Below are 16,948 nucleotides of genomic sequence, written 5' to 3' on the forward strand. Positions count from 1 at the left end.
GGCTGATGCTATCCGTCCGCTGATTGGGCGTGAACTTTTGGGGGCTTTCCGTGCTGCCTTTTGGAATGATGACCGAACTAACTCAAGGACCCGTGCCAGTCAAAGCTGCCGGTGGGCTGGCGTCTGGCTCGACTGGTGGGTCTGGTAATGAGTTTCAGCAGTTTTCCGAGGAGCTTCAAAGCGCGTTGCAAGAGCCGGGCGCGGAGCTGCCGGGAGAGGCGGAGGCCGATGCTCTTCCAGTTGACCTGTCCGGTGACCCGGAAGTGTCAACTTCATTGCTTGCAGATGGTGTTGGTGATGGGGTGCTGGAAGCCGCTCAAAGCACGGATCTGCCGTCTCCGGATGCTGGGCTTGTTTTTGCTGAGGCGCAAGTCAGCGCGGTTCCAGGTTATCTTGGGGTTGCTTGGCAAGCAGACGTCGGGGGCGGAGAGTTGGTTAAAGAAGGACGTGTGGAAGGAATTGGCCGAGAGGGCGCGACCTTGGCGGGGCCTGTGTCCAAAGGGTCTGAGGTATCGAGTTTTCCTCAGGCCAATGTGCCGGCCGCCGCAGGTGATGCGGGCGAAAATGCAAAGGGGGGTGGTGCTTATGGCCAGCAAGCCGCGTCTGCCCCAATTGTTGATGTCTCAGCGGAGCAGGGTGTTCGCGGAGGTGATGGTCCGCTGACAGGCTCTGGTCCGGCAGATTCGGATGGTGCAGGCGCAACTGTGCGTTCGCTTGTCATAGAAAATGATCCGGAGTTGCCAGGACGTGATGCGAAGGCTATCGATCGCCAAAATGGCACGCGGGCTGTAGAAACCAATAGCCGTCGCTGGCAGGAGGGTTTGCCTCAGGAGTTGAGAGCCGATACTTCGAAAGTGCAGCGTCTTTCCGAACTTGAGCAGTTCAAACCGGCGCAAGAGCTCGCCGGCCGGGTTGTGCAAAGTGACCAGACAGGCGGTGTTAAGCCGGGTGTGCCTTTGGGGAATGCTGAAGGTCCCATCGTGGATAGGGCGCAAACTCCTGTACAAGAAGTAAAGCCGCGTGTCTGGCAGTCCGGGGGCGTTTCATCAGCGGCTGGTGCAGAGATTGCGGGTTTGGTGCGGCCGGCGAACAGCGCTCCTACTAACACTGCAGCCAGTACAAGCGATGTAACTGGGGCTGATCAGGCCGGTGTTGATGTGGAGCCGGTTCGCTTGGTTCAAACTACCGATGCTAAGCCTGTTCAAAGTGTTGTAGCGTCAGCTCCGCAAACAGCTGGTACGTTGGCTGGTCAAGTTTTGCCGCAAACACTGTTTCAGTCTGATGCTTCTTCGTCTGATGCCGCTGCTCGCCAATCTGAGGACGCGCCATTAGATCTTGACGGAGATGAGATGCGGCCAGGGCCGCGCTTGGCCAGCGAGGTACGGGCAACTGGTTCGTGGAGCGCCGGTGTTGACAGTCAGGCTCAGGTAGGAAGTCAGTTTGCCGGGCAGTCGAAAATCGTGACTCCTCAAAATTCAATTGCCGCTGCGGCCTCAGGTCAGCCCCAGGTGAGCGAGATTGTTGACGATCTTGTTGTTGATGGTGCTGGTACCAAAGCTGGGCTAGGGGCCGAGTTGGCCGACGAGCCGGATTTTGTAGCTACGCTGCGCGGCGGTGATATGCAGGGTGCGGCCCGGACCGAGGCTCTTCAAACTCCAAATCAGGCGCAAAGCTCCCAGGTGGCCACTCAAGTGGCTGTCGAAATGGCCCGGAATCTGAAAAACGCCCAAACCCGCTTCCAGATGAGGTTTGACCCACCAGAATTGGGTCGTGTTGATGTGAATATGAAGGTGGCGGCAGACGGCAGCGTTCAGGCGCATCTGATCGTTGAGCGTCCGGAAACACTTGATATGTTCCTGCGGGATCAGCGCGGTTTGGAGCGGGCACTTGAAGCGGCGGGTCTGAATACCAACTCCAACGACCTTCAGTTTTCCTTGAAGCAGGAAGCCGGGCAGCAATTTGCATCTGGTGAAGACCATCAGCAAAATCAATCGGGTCAGTCTTCCGGCGGCGGAGATGGGGCTGCCGACGATGCGGCGGCTGGCGATATCGTGGACCGGGAACTTCTACAAATGACGCTCGCAGAGCAGCGTGGCGGTTTGGACATCCGGATTTAAGAGGCGTGCCAAGCGTCTTAGGAGAGAGTAATGACGATTATTACACCTGGAACAAGTGGTGTCACCCAATCTGCAAGTGATGCCGCGAGCCAAGCTAGCCAGTCCGGTTTATCGGCAAACTATGAGCTGTTCTTGAGTATGCTGACCACGCAGATTCAAAACCAGGATCCGCTGGATCCTCTGGATTCTGCAGAGTACACCAACCAGCTTGTGCAATACTCCAGCGTTGAGCAGTCTATCCAGACTAACCAAAACTTAGAAGAGATGATCAGTTTGCTGTCCAGCAATCAATCCTCTGCCTATGTCAATTATATCGGCACAGAAGTAACCGCAGCTGGCGGTACAGCAATGATGGTGGATGGCCAGGCGTCTTGGGAATACGATGTCCTCGAAGATGCCTCTGGAACAGTCGAAATTCTCAATGAATTTGGCAATGTCGTCTATACCGGTGAGATTCAGATGCAGGCGGGTGGCGGAACATATACGTGGAACGGCGAACTGGACGACGGTGGAACAGCGGCAGGCGGCGCATATACGATCCAGCTGGATGTGTCCGATGCGGCTGGGAACGCTGAACCAGCATCGATTGAGGTGTCTGGTGTCGTCGATGAGGTCGATTTCGGTGGGGATATCCCTTTCCTAAGGATTGGCGAAATCTCAGTGCCGGTCAGTGCAGTGAAGTCCGTCCGCTCTATTTAATATTGGCCGTTCAGGCGCCTTCCTGGCCGTTATTTGGTGGGAAGGTGGCGGTTTTTTCAAATTATTTGTCAATTCAGACAGGCTGTGCCCCGAACTTTACCGCAGGTAGGGTGCGGCAAATTTGCGATTTTCCCGTTCTGTCTCGCTTTGCGTTGCATTTTGCACGATTAGGACATCATGGTTAACAAATTCATATAATGTCCTGTAGTTTCTAAGTCTAATTTTTCATAATTTGCTAAATATTATTCACAAAATCTGAGTTTTATAGTTAATGAAAGGCGAACATTGCTTTAGCCGTTTGTTAAGCGTCATTGTGTAGTCTCATCTAAACCTTGGTCATGGTTAGTGTGAGAGTACAATGACCGAACAAATTCGTTCGCGTGTAAAATATGTCATCGGTCCGGATGGAAGCCCGCTTACAATTGCGGACCTCCCGCCCACGTCTACAAAGCGATGGGTGATCCGGCGAAAGGCGGAAGTGGTCGCAGCCGTTCGAGGCGGACTGTTGTCGCTTGAAGAAGCCTGTCAGAGATATACCCTGACTGTTGAAGAGTTCTTGTCGTGGCAAAGCTCAATTGAAAAACATGGGTTGGCTGGTTTGCGTGCTACCCGGATTCAGCAGTACAGGGGCTGATAAGCCTGGTGAGAAATTCATAGGCATCTGACTAGGTGCTTCGGGGAAGGTCGGCTGTGCCGGCCTTTTTTGTTGCCTCTCGAATTGTCATACTTATCCAAAGGTTAATGAGATGGGCAGTTTTTCCCCATCTCAGTTGCATCCTGCAGCTCCCAAATCCGCTGATTTCTGCCACTCTGTGTTCATGAGTAATGTTTTGTTAACTTCTTGTTAACCTTCAGGGCGGCAAATTTTGCCTAACAGGTGCGTGGCATGTCGCTCCGGCTCTGCTGATAAGGGCGGAAGGCATGCGAAAGATGCGGGCGGGCATTCGTGAACGGATTAATTGAATTCATAAAAACACTTGGACCGGCGCGGATCGCGGCGATGGGGGCCGTGGCTGCGATCTTGGTCGGTGTTTTTGCATTTATCATCTTCCGGGTGACTGCCCCTCAGATGACAACGCTCTACAACGAGCTGACTCTGGAAGATTCCGCTGCAATCGTTTCGCAACTCGAAAGCCAAGGTGTCCAATTCAAACTTGCGCGCGAGGGATCTAGTATTCTTGTGCCGCAAGAACAAGTGGCGCGGCTGCGTATGCAGCTTGCATCTGAAGGTTTGCCGACGGGTGGTTCAATCGGTTACGAGATCTTTGACCGGTCTGACACACTTGGTGCAACCAGCTTCGTTCAAAACATCAATCATCTTAGGGCAATGGAAGGCGAGCTCTCGCGTACGATCGGTTCACTTGACCGTATCCGTTCTGCCCGCGTTCATTTGGTCATTCCTGAGCGTCAGCTGTTTCAACGGGACCGCCGTCCGCCGTCCGCGTCCATCGTTCTGAATGTTCGTGGTGGCCTTGGACCTGGTGAGATCCGCGCTGTTCAACATCTTGTTGCAACGGCTGTCGATGGGCTGGACCCAGATAAAGTGTCAATCGTTGATGAAAGCGGGCGCTTGCTGGCGTCCGGCGCTGGCAGCGATGACGAAGGTATGGTGTCTGCCCGTCTGCAAGAGCGGACTACCGCGATTGAAAGCCGTTTGCGCAATCAAGTGGAGGAGATTCTGAATTCGATTGTCGGGCCGGGCCGTGCACGGGTGCGGGTCAATGCTGACATTGATTTCAATCGCCGCACGGAAACCACAGAAACATTTGATCCAGAAGGTCAGGTCGTTCGTTCGACCCAGTCAAAAGAAGAAGCCACAGCCAGTACGCGTAGGGATGGTCAGGTCACTGTCGGAAACGAATTGCCGAATGAAGAAGATGAGGCTGGAGCTAATGCAGGCGACCAAGATTCCTCTTCTTTGACGGAAGAAATTGTTAACTACGAGATTTCCAAATCGACGCGAACAGAAGTTGTCGAAGCCGGCAAAATCACCCGCTTGTCTGTTGCGGTTCTCGTGGACGGCACATATCTGCCGGATGAAGACGGCAATTCCGTCTATACACCGCGGGAACAAGAAGCTCTGGACCGGATTGCGGTTTTGGTCCGCTCCGCCGTGGGGTATGATGAAACCCGCGGAGACGTCGTTGAAGTCATCAATCTTCAGTTCGCCTTGCCGCCAGAGCAAGACATCGCGGAAGGCGATGGCCTCTTTGAATTCACCCGCGATGATATCATGCGGTTTGCCGAATTGGGTGTCTTGTTCCTGATTGCGATCTTGCTGCTGCTATTCGTGGTCCGGCCGCTTCTGCGCCGTATTGTAACGCCTGAAGAGCAGCAGCCGCAGGAGTTGGTAATCGGGCCGGACGGGACGTTGGTGGCCGATAGCGAAGTGCCTCAGGAAGAGGAAGCCGAAGATGAGTTCGTTATTGAGTGGCTGGAGCAGGCCAAGCAGGAAGGTGCTCTGCAGGCCAGCTCGATTGCCAAGGTCGGTGAAATGATAGCAGATCATCCATCAGAAGCGGTCAATATTGTTCGCGGCTGGTTGGATGAGCAGGCTGCGTAGCAATGAGTGATCAACTTCAAAATCATCTTACGGTCAGCGCGGACGAAGAAGAGCGAGAGCTTCAGGGCGCTGAGCGCGCGGCTGTCCTGTTGCTGGCGCTTGGCGAGTCTCATGGTGCACCTATCTGGGACAAGCTGGACGAGATTGAAGTGCGGCAGGTTTCTGCGGCGATGGCGAACCTTGGTCCGGTGACGCCGAACATGCTGGAGGATCTCTTCAAGGACTTCGTTCGCCGTATCAGCTCCAAAGGCGCGCTTACCGGCAACGTTGATGCGACGGAGCGGTTGCTGTCGACTTTCCTTTCTGGTGACAAAGTCAGTGTCATCATGGAGGAAATTCGCGGTCCGGCCGGCCGGAACATGTGGGAGAAACTCTCAAACGTTCAGGAAAACGTCCTGGCCAACTATTTGAAGAACGAATACCCGCAGACGGTGGCGGTTGTTCTGTCGAAGATCAACTCTGATCACGCTGCCCGGGTCTTGGGAATCTTGCCGGAAGAATTGGCGCTGGAAGTTGTTAGCCGGATGCTGCGCATGGACGCTGTTCAAAAAGAGGTCTTGGAAAAAGTTGAGCAAACCTTGCGGGTTGAGTTCATGTCAAACCTGACAAACACCTCGCGCCGGGACAGCCACGAAATGATGGCGGATATCTTCAATAACTTTGACCGGCAGACCGAAGCACGCTTCTTGGCAGCCCTGGAAGAGGATAATCGTGAAGCCGCGGATCGCATCAAGACCTTGATGTTCACCTTCGATGACCTGCTCAAGCTGGATGCGGCAAGTGCGCAGACACTACTGCGGCACGTAGAAAAAGATCAGCTGGCGATCGCCCTCAAAGGATCTACGGATACAGCACGCGAGTTCTTCTTCGGCAATATGTCTTCCCGCGCGGCCAAATTGTTGGAGGACGATATGGACGCACTCGGCCCTGTGCGCTTGAGAGATGTGGATGATGCTCAGACAGGGATGGTCAATCAGGCCAAGGATCTGGCAGCTAAGGGCGAGATTATGATCTCCAAGTCCAAGGGTGATGAAGAGATTATCTACTGATGCGGCAACAAGCAGAAACCTACACGAGAATGGGCACGATGACGAACCCGTCGAAATTTCTGTTCAATGTGGACTTCTCCGAGCCGGAGGAGCCGGAGGAGATTGTTCCGCAAGAACCGGAAATTCCGATGATCCCGGTTGCCGATCATCAAAAGCTTCTTGAAAAGGCGAAGGCGCAGGCTTTTGAAGAGGGTCGTGTTCAAGCCCTGAAGGATATGCAGACCAAGCAGGAAACTCTGCTGACTGAAGAGGTCAGTCATTTGACCAAAGTGATCGGGCAGGTCTTGCAAACGGTTGATGAATCTATCTCTGCGCAGGAGAAAGATGCGGTCAGCTTTGCATTTCTTGTGGCTAGACGCCTGTGCAGCCACCTGATTGCCCGCCAGCCACTGGCCGAAACGATTGCTTTGGTGTCAGAATGTCTTGGACCGTTGCGCCGGGCTCCCCACTTGGTCATTCGAGTGGCCGAGCGGGATGTTGAGGCGCTGAAGGCTAAGGTCGATCCAATCATTCATGAAAAAGGCTTTGACGGAAGATTGGTCATTCTTGGAGAGCCGGAGATTGAACGAGGCGATTGTCATATCGAGTGGGCCGATGGCGGTATCAAGCGGGACCGGAAAGCGCTTGAAGCGGAAATAGATGGAAGTATTCGCGCGTATTTGACAGCGCGCAGCGCCCCGAAACCGGCCACGAAAGCCGAGGCTGAGCCGGAGAAGGACACTGAGGCATGAGTGACGAACAAGACACAAACATCCCTCTGGATGAACTGGAGGCGCCGGAACGCACCGGTGACGATGATGAGATTCATAACCCGCAGTCTGCGGCTGATCTGGAAGCGGTTTTTGATGTTCCCGTCCGGATTTCTGCTGTCCTGGGGCACTCCAAAATGCATGTCTCAGATTTGCTCAAACTGGCCTCTGGGACGGTTCTGGAACTCGACCGGAAAGTCGGGGAAGCCATTGATATTTATGTAAACGATCGCCTTGTGGCACGTGGAGAAGTTGTCCTGGTTGAGGACAAACTTGGCGTGACCATGACGGAAATCATCAAGACCGATCGATAGGGAACAGATTATATGCGCCTTTTGATTGTCGGAACCCTCGGCGGGCAGCTAACGGCAGCTTCAAAAATAGCGATGCAGGGCGGCGCTCAGGTGACCCATGCCGACGATGTCGAAGGGGCATTGAAGGTTCTGCGGTCCGGGCGCGGTGCAGACCTAATGATGGTCGAGGTTCACCTCGATATCGAAGGATTGATCGCAAAGCTGCAAACTGAGCGGGTTCACGTACCCGTCGTTGCCTGTGGCGTTGAAACAGACGCTCAAGCTGCTGTTTCTGCTATCCGGGCTGGGGCAAAAGAATATATTCCGCTGCCACCTGATCCGGAGATGATTGCTGCGGTTCTAGCCGCCGTTGCCCAAGAACGCGGAGATCTGATCTACCGTGACGATGCCATGGCAAGTGTCGTGAAACTGGCAGAACAGGTTGCTCCCTCCGATGCCTCCGTCTTGATCACCGGGGAATCCGGCACCGGTAAAGAAGTTATCGCCCGCCACGTTCACAAGTGTTCAAACCGGGCGTCCAAGCCCTTTATTTCCATAAACTGTGCTGCGATCCCGGAGCACCTTCTAGAATCAGAACTTTTTGGTCACGAAAAGGGAGCCTTCACCGGGGCCGTTGCCCGCCGGATCGGCAAATTCGAAGAAGCCGATGGCGGCACGCTTCTGCTGGACGAGATTTCGGAAATGGATGTTCGCTTGCAAGCGAAGCTTCTGCGAGCGCTCCAGGAGCGGGTTATCGACCGGGTCGGCGGGACACGTCCGGTTCCAGTCGACATTCGTATCCTCGCAACATCCAACCGGGACTTGGCTGAAAGTGTGCGCGAAAGACATTTCCGGGAAGACCTTTTGTTCCGCCTCAACGTCGTCAATCTGAAATTGCCAGCTCTGCGGGAACGCCCGGCGGACATTATGGAGTTGGCTCAGTTCTTTATTACGCATTATTCGGAAGCCAATGGGGTGCCGGTGCGGCCGGTGTCTGTTGAAGCCCGGCAGGCGTTGATGTCGAATCCGTGGCCGGGCAATGTCCGTGAGCTGGAAAATACCATGCACCGCGCAACACTGCTGGCGTCCGGCGCGGAAATTGGTGTTGAAGCTATTCGTATGCCCGATGGCACTCCTTTGAGTGTTTCGCGCGGTCCAGCGGAGCGCGCAGCGCAAACGGCAGAAGCCGTCACTCGTAACTTTGTTGGGCGAACTGTTGCCGATGTTGAGCAGGACCTCATCCTGGATACGCTCGATCATTGTCTGGGAAATCGGACTCATGCTGCTAAAATTCTCGGAATTTCGATCCGGACACTGCGCAACAAACTGAATCAGTATTCAGATGAAGGAGTCCAGGTGCCGAGCCCGGGCGAAGCACGCGGTTAACAAACGTCATAACCATCCAGATCGGGAATAATCCGGGACTGGACGAAACGGAAAGAGATTAGCAACAAGCATGTCGGACACTGCAGCAGGTGGAGAAGGCGGGGCAGCAGGACCTGCCGCTGGTCAGGAGGGGGCTCCAGGAGCCGCCCCGGCTTCTGCTGTTTCCGGTTTGCCGAGTGTTCAGGAAATAATCAATACGCTGCGTAAGGGCGATATCGGCCTTGCGACCGGCGTGCTCATCATCCTGACGCTTTTGATCCTGCCGATGCCGCCGGTCATGCTGGACATGTTCCTGGCGGTCTCCATTATCTTTTCCGTCCTGGTCTTGATGACCGGTTTGTTCATTCAAAAGCCTTTGGAATTCTCGTCTTTTCCGACGGTTCTCCTGATCGCAACGATGTTGCGTTTGGGACTGAACATCGCTTCCACCCGCCTCATTCTGGCAAATGGTCATGAGGGGACTGCAGCGGCCGGGAATGTTATCCAGTCGTTCGGCAACTTGGTGATGGGCGGCAACTTCGTCATCGGGATCATCGTGTTTGCGATCCTGGTGATCGTGAACTTCGTGGTCATCACCAAAGGTTCCGGCCGTATTGCAGAAGTCGCGGCACGTTTCACCTTGGACGCGATGCCGGGCAAACAAATGGCAATTGATGCCGATTTGTCCGCTGGATTGATCGATGAAGCGACGGCGAAAAGCCGGCGTAAAGATCTTGAAGATGAAAGTTCCTTCTTCGGCGCGATGGACGGTGCGTCCAAATTCGTCCGCGGAGATGCGATCGCGGGCCTTCTGATCACCTTTATTAATATCCTAGGTGGGATCTTCATCGGCGTCGCCCAGATGGAGCTGAGTTTCTCAGAGGCGGCGAACAATTATACGCTTTTGACTATCGGTGATGGTCTTGTTTCGCAGATCCCAGCGCTGATCGTTTCGACCGCTGCAGGTCTTCTGGTTTCCAAGGCTGGTGTGCACGGTGCTGCAGACAAAGCGCTTGCAAGCCAATTTACCGGGTATCCGAAAGCACTCGGCATGTCCGCTGCGGTGATGGTCGTTCTCGCGTTGCTGCCGGGTATGCCGATGATCCCGTTTTTGGGACTGGCTGGTGCAGCTGGCTATCTCGCTTATCAAGTTGGCACGAATAAGAAGAAGGAAGAAGCCCAGGCAGCTGTGGTTAAGGCGATTGAAGAAGCGCCTAAGCCACCGCCCGAACCGCCGATCACCGACGCACTCAAGATGGATGAACTGCGCATCGAACTTGGCTACGCTCTGCTGCCGCTCATCAACGGCAAGGCGACCGGAGATGCCGACGTGCTGACCGAGCAGATCAAAGCGCTGCGCCGGCAGATTGCGGGCGATATGGGCGTTATCATGCCGCCGGTCCGGATCCTCGACAACATTCAGCTCGGCGCCAACGACTATGTCATCAAGGTCAAGGAAGTCGAAGCTGGCCGTGGAAACCTTTATCCAAACCATTTCATGGTGATGGATCCGGCAGGCGGGCAAGTGAAACTGCCCGGCACACATACGACCGAGCCGACTTTCGGCTTGCCCGCGACTTGGGTGGAAGCCCAGTATCGTGAGGACGCTTCACTGCGCGGTTATACAGTTGTTGACCCGGCAACCGTTCTGTCGACCCACCTGACCGAGACCATTAAGGGCAATATCAGTGAACTGGTGACTTACGGCGATGTTCAGAAACTACTGAAAGAGCTTCAGGGCGAGCAGGCCAAACTGGTTGAAGATCTGATCCCGTCCCAGATTACCGTTTCCGGTATTCAACGTGTCCTGCAGGCACTGCTCAACGAGCGGATCTCGGTTCGTGATCTGGGCACGATCCTGGAGGGCGTATCCGAAGCAACCGGCATGACCCGCAATACAGACACGATCGCGGAACATGTGCGGACCCGTCTTGGTCGCCAGATCTGCGCTGCAAACCTGTCACCGGGTGGCTATCTGCCGTTGATTGCAATGTCTCCGCAATGGGAGCAGGCATTCCTTGAATCCATTGTTGGCGAAGGTGATGACCGCCAGCTTGCGATGCAGCCGAGCAAACTTCAGGAATTTGTTGGTATTGTGCGCGATGCCTTTGAAGAGGCCGCCCAGCAAGGTGAAGTGCCGGTGCTTCTAACCTCTCCACAAACCCGGCCTTTTGTCCGGTCTATTGTTGAGCGTTTCCGGGCACATACGACCGTGATGAGCCAGGGCGAAGTGCACCCGCGCGTCAAGCTGAAGACGATTGGGTCTATCTAAATTCTTAAAATTAGTCTGCGAGCAGGTGTTATACGAGGACGTTGACCCGTGAGGCGACCGCAGTTGGGCTGGCGTAGGTCGATTGTGGGGTATAGCGGTTTTGCAGAAACATTGCAGTTTGTTGCTGGCCAGCCGTGACAGTTACATTGGTCACGGTGTTGGTGAGCTGACTGCGGAGCGCCTTGCCTTTTTGAATGGAATTCGAACGCCGTTGTGACCAGGAGTTGTTATACGAATTCCACTTCGACTTCCGTTTCGAGCTGAAACGGCTGTGGTAATCGCGTTGCACATAGTTTCCTACTTTTGGCATCTCGCATCTCTCCTGGATACAGATTGACGGTGGCAAAACATGGTTAATCAGTCGTTAACGATCAGCCTGGGTTCAGAATCCTCACAGATTGTTTCTTGTCATTGCCTCTAGCAGGCTGATGCCGTAGCTGCCACGGCTTGGCTGTATGAGATTCACCTGTTATGGCGGTTTGCATCAAATATGGCCAAAGGAGGCAGCATGTCGGGACCAGTCTTGGAACTGAACGGCTATACGGACATTCCGGATACAAAAGTCGCGGTTGTGGTCACACATTTGGAAATGACCGCTGCGCCGGAGAGGCCTTTGTCGGCTGGCCGCGAAGATGTGGTCCTGGAGCGATGGGAAAAGCCAGAAACAGCAGAATACAAAGCCCTCTTTAGGGCGGTTGGAGAAGAATGGATCTGGTTTGGCCGTCTTGTGAAACCGGATGACGAGCTTGCTGCACTTCTATCAGAGCCGGCCCGCAAGAATTTTCGTCCTATGCGCGATGGCCAGGTGCTGGGAACACTTGAAGTCAATTTTGCCGATCCAGAAAACGTAGAAATCGCTTATTTTGGTTTGGTGCCTGGAGCGATTGGTGGTGGAGTCGGACGCTGGCTGATGAGCCAAGCCGTTGAGATGGCCTGGGCCAGGCCAGAAACAAAACGTGTTTGGCTACACACCTGCACGGCCGACAGCCCGCAAGCAATCCGGTTCTATCAATCTTGTGGCTTCAAACCGTTCAAACGATCGATTGAAGTTATGGACGATCCGCGCCTTCAAGGCCTCTATTCCAAAGACACAGCCCCTCACGTGCCCTGCCTAGGCTAAGGCGGCTTCCTAAGCGCTCAGTTTTACCCGTTCGGGAAAAGCCGCCGCAATCGCCTGGCGGTTTGGTTCAAGGACACCACGCTCTGTGATCAGTCCGGTGACCAGCCGGGCCGGGGTGACATCGAAGGCCGGGTTCCCGACTTCGGATCCATCGGCGACGATGTCAACGGTTTCGATTGCCCCGGCGGCAGTGCGCCCCGTCATCTGACTGACTTCTTCCCCGCTGCGTTCTTCGATCGGGATTTCCCGCACACCATCGGAAAGTGAGAAATCTATCGTTGGAGAGGGCAGGGCGACATAAAAGGGTACATTGTTGTCCTTGGCCGCCAGTGCTTTCAAATATGTGCCGATTTTATTGCAGACATCGCCCGTTGCAGTGGTTCGGTCGGTGCCGGTGATCACAATGTCCACCTCGCCATGTTGCATAAGGTGGCCGCCGGCATTGTCGACAATCACGGTATGGGGGACGCCGTGTTTGCCCAACTCCCAGGCCGTCAAAAAGGCTCCCTGATTTCTGGGCCGGGTCTCGTCGACCCAGACATGCACCGGAATACCTCCGTCGTGGGACATATAAATTGGCGCTGTTGCTGTGCCCCAATCGACTGTTGCCAGCCAGCCCGCATTGCAATGGGTCAGGATGTTGACGGGTTCGCCCTCCCGTTTGGTTCTGGAAATCGCTGCGATCAGCTCCATTCCATGCATACCGATAGCCATATTGATGGCTATGTCCTCATTGCAAACGTCATTGGCGAATTTGTAGGCAGCGTCCCGGCGATGCTCTGGTGCGACTTGGATGAGCGTCTTTCGAGCAAGATCCAGAGCCCATCGGAGGTTTACTGCGGTTGGCCGGGTTTCCAGAAGACTGGAGCAGGCGGCGTGCAGAGAAATGTCAGAAGGATCTTCTCGCATGGCGAGCGCAACACCATAGGCAGCGGTCGCGCCAATCAGCGGTGCTCCGCGGACCTGCATCACGCGAATCGCGTGCGCAGCTTCCGCCATTGTCCTCATCTGGACAGTCTCAAACACATAGGGAAATTTCGTTTGATCGATGATTTCGACTGTTTCGCCATCATCGGCCAGCCAAATCGTGCGGTATTTCTTGCCATCGACATCCATGCCGGTATCTCCCTAAAAACCGGATTTCTTTTTGAATACCTCATCGCTCGCAAGCAAACCAGCACTGGCTTGCTGGTCTCAAGGCAAAAAATCAATTAATGTTTGTTAACCATATTCGCGCGATTGGCAGTGGATACCCTGCAAAGAGGAATGGCGTCACGGCCGTGCGCGGTTAAGATTCAATTAAGATTAAGTCGCACCGACAAAAGATATGGAGCTGGCACTCAATGGCTGAAATGCAGGACAACGTGGTTCCGCACACCCGCATGCGATCCTTGCGCGATGCCATCCGCAAAGTGCAGCTGGGCGAAGTTGAGCGTTCTGATGTTGTCGTCGAATTGCAGGATACCGAACGCGCGCGTTTGGACATGCTGGCGGATGAGCTGAAGGACGTTTTCCGGGAAATTCCAGAAGATGATGATCAGTTTTCTCTTCAGATCATTGCAGGATCCACTCCGCGCCTCTGGATCGATGCGACCAGTCATGTTGCCGTGGCCGGTGATAGACGGACGTATCGTTTCTTGAAAGATACCCGGCTCGGGCGCGTGGTCATTCTGGAAACCGCGAATATCGACGATATGGCCGATTGTTTGACTGAATATATCGCCGAGCGGGTCTTGGAGCGGGAAAAAGCGCTGGAAGGCGATTGGCTCAACAACCGTTTGCGTCAGGTGGCCCTGGAATCCAAGGTGGTCCGGGTCAAAGAAAGCAGGACGCCCTGGTTGCCTGTCGCGGGGGCTTTCGGCATTGGCCTGGCGCTTGGCATTGTTGGCTTGATCGGATTTGCCTGGTTTGCAAACCCGCTCTAGGTTTCAGCCATTGAAGTCATCAACGGTTCGCGCGGCCGGTGAGATCGCTACGTCTCGCCGGCTCAGTTGCTTCACCGGGCCGCCTTCTGGCTCAAAGCCGTGTTCTTCCATCTGACACGTCCAGCCATCCCCATTTCGCGCAATCGAAAAGAGATTGTAGCGGGCTGCAGGCTTGTGCCCGCCCGGTGCGCTGGTGGCTGACGGCACACCTATCACAGGAACCGGGCCGCTGGGCCCTTCGATTTCTTCGAAGCTGTCGATATGGGTGTGCCCGTGGAGGATCAGTTCCGCACCGACGCGTTTGACCACTGTCCGTAGGCGGGAGGCATCGGACAGGCGTTTGTGCCACAGGGTGGCGTTTTTAAACGGCGGATGATGTATGAGCACAACCCGGAAAAGATTTTCTTCGCCAAGTTGTTCAAGAATTTCACGTAAGCGCCGGGTTTGTTTGATACCGACGCGCCCGGACGCAAACCAAGGAGCCGTGGCCCGCCCTGTTGTCACGCCAATGATCGCGACCTCTCCACGTTTTCTGACATAGGGAAATGTTGCTTCGGAACGGACTTTTTCCGCCGGGGCTGCGGCGGAGCCATTGTCGCCGCTCATGTAAGGCCACCAGGCTGTGCGGGCTTTTTTGACAGCGCCGCGGACATAAGCATCATGGTTGCCTGGAACAACGGACACTTGGTCGGCTGGGCCTATCTCCTCTAGCCACGTTCGCGCGCCGGTGATTTCCATTGGAAGAGCGATATTTACGAGATCCCCTGTCACCGCGATGTGGTCGGGCGACTGGTTTTTCATATCTTCCACCAACTGCTCCAGGTGATTGCCACCCATGATTTTCGAGCGGTTGCGCTGCCAGTTCAAATATCCGAGCAGGCGTTTGGAAAACAACTGAAGGAGTTTGGGATCCGGCAGAGGACCAAGGTGGGGATCGGAGATATGGGCAAGCTTGAACATGATGCGCGCATCATCAAAACAAAAAGCGCCGCGTCAAGAAAAATGAGCGGCGCTAAATATGCAGCAATTTCAGGTAGCGCTTATGCGCCTTTTTTGCCGGATTTGATTTTTGCAGCTGTTCTAGGACCAGCTGCTTTTGCCTGTGCGGTCCGGGTTCCTTCCCGCAGGCTTGCTCCGACAACGTTGACAAATCCAAACATGGCAAGGCCTCCGCCTGCCGCCAACTAGAGTGATCAGTTGGTCGGGAATGTGGTCAGGGATGCGACGATACGCGGGTTGCTGGTGTCGATAGCCGGTTTCCACTGGTAAGTGCGGCGACGGCGGTTAGAGAAGAGAGCTTTCAACATAGCGCGTTCCTTTTTGGTCGTGGGCACTGCGCTGCCCCTTAAGTCATCAAGTTGATGCTTATATAGGCACTCGCTTTGCAGAAGAGGAGCGTTATTCTTCGAGGGCTGCGTTGCACGGATTGCATGGGTTAATGAAGTCTTCCCAGATACTTCAAATTGGCGATAACCTGCAGAATTGCATTAGTTATTCACTCAGGGCCTCGTTTGAACTATCTGCAATAAACGGGGCGCAGTGTTCGTGTATTTATTGCGTGAAGGGGCTATGCGCAGGGCTAAGGATAGGGCCCACGCCCTCTCAAGAAATACCATCGGGAAAAACTGAGATCCCGATGGCGTTGGGAATATTAGTGTCAGGCCGCCTTTTTGAAACGATCCCGGTCATGCGGTGCCCAATAGTCGAGTTCCGGGCCTGCAGGCACAATTCGATGCGGGTTGACCGATTCATGCGAGCCAAAATAATGCTGCTTGATCGTCGCCATATCCACCGTTGCCGCAATTCCAGGATACTGGTAGAGCTCGCGCAGATAGTTTGACAAGTTCGGGTAATCAATGATCCGGCGGATGTTGCATTTGAAATGAGACACATACACAGGGTCAAAGCGCACAAGTGTCGTGAATAACCGCCAATCGGCTTCCGTCAGCGTATCCCCAACAAGATACCGTTGATCTGCCAGACGGTTTTCCAATTGATCAAGTGTCTTGAAGAGTTCAGCTACTGCTTCGTCATAGGCGTCCTGTGTTGTCGCAAAGCCAGCTTTGTACACACCATTGTTCACCGTGTGATAGATCGGCTCGTTGATGGCGTCGATTTGGTCGCGCAATCCTTCAGGATAGTAGTCAGCTTCCGAACCGGTCAGATGATTGAACGCTGTGTTGAACATGCGGATGATTTCCGCGGATTCATTGCTGACAATGGTCTGCTTTTTCTTGTCCCAAAGGATCGGAACCGTCGCGCGCCCAGAATAGGTGGGGTCGGCTTTGACATAGACCTGCCAAGCGTAGTTTGCCCCCGTCAACGGTTCGTTTTCTCCGAACTCCCAACCGTTTTCCAGCATCAATGGCTGAACAGCGGAAACACTGATCAAATCTTCCAATCCTTTTAGTGTCCGGAAAATCAGGGTTCTATGCGCCCAAGGGCAGGCAAAGGAGACGAAAAGGTGATAGCGGCCGGATTCAGCTTCAAATCCGCCCTGTCCGGTTGGCCCGGGACTGCCATCTTTTGTGATGAAATTGCGGAAAGCGGCGTCCTTGCGCACAAACCGCCCGCCGGTTGATTTTGTGTCATACCACTGGTCGTGCCAGACGCCCTCAACAAGCGTTCCCATACCGGTCTCCTTTTGCAAAACTCTGTAACAATAGCTTGTGTCTCGGCGGCCATTTTCAATCAATTGAATGCACTGTTCGCAGCCAGAGAACAATGCGGATCGGTTTTTCTTACTGGGGCCGATTGAAAAAAGTTCTGGACCGGAAAGTGTTATGCGTGGTAGGC

General features: G+C 54.4%; 16 protein-coding genes. 11 read left to right on the forward strand and 5 right to left on the reverse strand.

Annotation, left to right across the window (positions count from 1 at the left end; all coding sequences use genetic code 11):
* Window positions 1-50 precede the first annotated feature (50 nt).
* The 9 genes from FJ695_RS11320 (at window position 51) to flhA (ending at window position 11,107) form a co-directional block, all read left to right on the forward strand.
* Complete coding sequence (locus FJ695_RS11320) at window positions 51-2,117, forward strand: flagellar hook-length control protein FliK (protein WP_141185549.1); 2,067 nt, start codon at window positions 51-53, stop codon at window positions 2,115-2,117.
* A 30-nt stretch (window positions 2,118-2,147) separates the two neighbouring features.
* The gene (locus FJ695_RS11325; protein WP_141185550.1) at window positions 2,148-2,816 is read left to right on the forward strand and encodes a flagellar hook assembly protein FlgD; all 669 of its coding nucleotides are present in this window, start codon (window positions 2,148-2,150) and stop codon (window positions 2,814-2,816) included.
* Window positions 2,817-3,174: 358 nt separating this feature from the next.
* Window positions 3,175-3,450: a DUF1153 domain-containing protein gene (locus tag FJ695_RS11330; RefSeq protein WP_029065927.1), complete on the forward strand. Its 276-nt coding sequence runs from the start codon at window positions 3,175-3,177 to the stop codon at window positions 3,448-3,450.
* Between the two features lie 312 nt (window positions 3,451-3,762).
* A complete protein-coding gene (gene fliF / locus FJ695_RS11335; protein WP_141185551.1) occupies window positions 3,763-5,379 on the forward strand; it encodes a flagellar basal-body MS-ring/collar protein FliF in 1,617 nt (538 codons plus the stop codon).
* Between the two features lie 2 nt (window positions 5,380-5,381).
* Entirely contained in the window at window positions 5,382-6,428 is a 1,047-nt protein-coding gene (gene fliG, locus FJ695_RS11340; RefSeq protein WP_141185552.1) for a flagellar motor switch protein FliG, read from the forward strand.
* A complete protein-coding gene (locus FJ695_RS11345; RefSeq protein ID WP_141185553.1) occupies window positions 6,428-7,159 on the forward strand; it encodes a FliH/SctL family protein in 732 nt (243 codons plus the stop codon). Before fliG ends, FJ695_RS11345 begins: the two co-directional genes overlap by 1 nt.
* Window positions 7,156-7,491 (forward strand): flagellar motor switch protein FliN, encoded by a 336-nt coding sequence (fliN, locus tag FJ695_RS11350; RefSeq protein ID WP_141185554.1) that lies wholly within the window; start codon window positions 7,156-7,158, stop codon window positions 7,489-7,491. The genes FJ695_RS11345 and fliN overlap by 4 nt, the downstream gene beginning before the upstream one ends.
* A 12-nt stretch (window positions 7,492-7,503) precedes the next feature.
* A complete protein-coding gene (locus FJ695_RS11355; protein WP_141185555.1) occupies window positions 7,504-8,856 on the forward strand; it encodes a sigma-54 dependent transcriptional regulator in 1,353 nt (450 codons plus the stop codon).
* 70 nt (window positions 8,857-8,926) lie between these two features.
* Window positions 8,927-11,107: a flagellar biosynthesis protein FlhA gene (flhA, locus tag FJ695_RS11360; RefSeq protein ID WP_141185556.1), complete on the forward strand. Its 2,181-nt coding sequence runs from the start codon at window positions 8,927-8,929 to the stop codon at window positions 11,105-11,107.
* Between the two features lie 28 nt (window positions 11,108-11,135).
* Here the strand turns inward: flhA and FJ695_RS11365 are convergent, their stop codons facing one another.
* A complete protein-coding gene (locus FJ695_RS11365) occupies window positions 11,136-11,417 on the reverse strand; it encodes a flagellar biosynthesis protein (protein WP_141185557.1) in 282 nt (93 codons plus the stop codon).
* Window positions 11,418-11,615: 198 nt separating this feature from the next.
* On the opposite strand from FJ695_RS11365, the gene FJ695_RS11370 reads away from it, so the two are divergent.
* Entirely contained in the window at window positions 11,616-12,227 is a 612-nt protein-coding gene (locus FJ695_RS11370; RefSeq protein WP_141185558.1) for a GNAT family N-acetyltransferase, read from the forward strand.
* A gap of 9 nt (window positions 12,228-12,236) precedes the next feature.
* On the opposite strand, the gene mtnA is transcribed toward FJ695_RS11370, so the two are convergent.
* Window positions 12,237-13,343, reverse strand: coding sequence for an S-methyl-5-thioribose-1-phosphate isomerase (mtnA, locus tag FJ695_RS11375; RefSeq protein WP_141185559.1), 1,107 nt, complete (start codon window positions 13,341-13,343; stop codon window positions 12,237-12,239).
* Between the two features lie 227 nt (window positions 13,344-13,570).
* Here mtnA and FJ695_RS11380 point away from each other — a divergent pair, with 227 nt between their 5' ends.
* The gene (locus tag FJ695_RS11380) at window positions 13,571-14,152 is read left to right on the forward strand and encodes a hypothetical protein (RefSeq protein WP_141185560.1); all 582 of its coding nucleotides are present in this window, start codon (window positions 13,571-13,573) and stop codon (window positions 14,150-14,152) included.
* 3 nt (window positions 14,153-14,155) lie between these two features.
* Here the strand turns inward: FJ695_RS11380 and FJ695_RS11385 are convergent, their stop codons facing one another.
* The 3 genes from FJ695_RS11385 to FJ695_RS11390 all read right to left on the reverse strand — a co-directional run bounded on the left by FJ695_RS11385 (window position 14,156) and on the right by FJ695_RS11390 (window position 16,784).
* Window positions 14,156-15,112 carry a metallophosphoesterase gene (locus FJ695_RS11385; RefSeq protein ID WP_141185561.1) on the reverse strand — a complete coding sequence of 319 codons (957 nt, stop codon included), beginning with the start codon at window positions 15,110-15,112 and terminating at the stop codon, window positions 14,156-14,158.
* A 233-nt stretch (window positions 15,113-15,345) separates the two neighbouring features.
* The gene (locus tag FJ695_RS28005; protein WP_168206213.1) at window positions 15,346-15,486 is read right to left on the reverse strand and encodes a hypothetical protein; all 141 of its coding nucleotides are present in this window, start codon (window positions 15,484-15,486) and stop codon (window positions 15,346-15,348) included.
* A gap of 323 nt (window positions 15,487-15,809) precedes the next feature.
* Window positions 15,810-16,784, reverse strand: a complete 975-nt coding sequence (locus FJ695_RS11390; protein ID WP_141185562.1) for a glutathione S-transferase family protein — start codon at window positions 16,782-16,784, stop codon at window positions 15,810-15,812.
* Window positions 16,785-16,948 lie beyond the last annotated feature (164 nt).

Origin of the sequence: Labrenzia sp. PHM005 (assembly GCF_006517275.1) — a bacterium.
In the GTDB taxonomy this organism is placed as follows: Bacteria; Pseudomonadota; Alphaproteobacteria; order Rhizobiales; family Stappiaceae; genus Roseibium.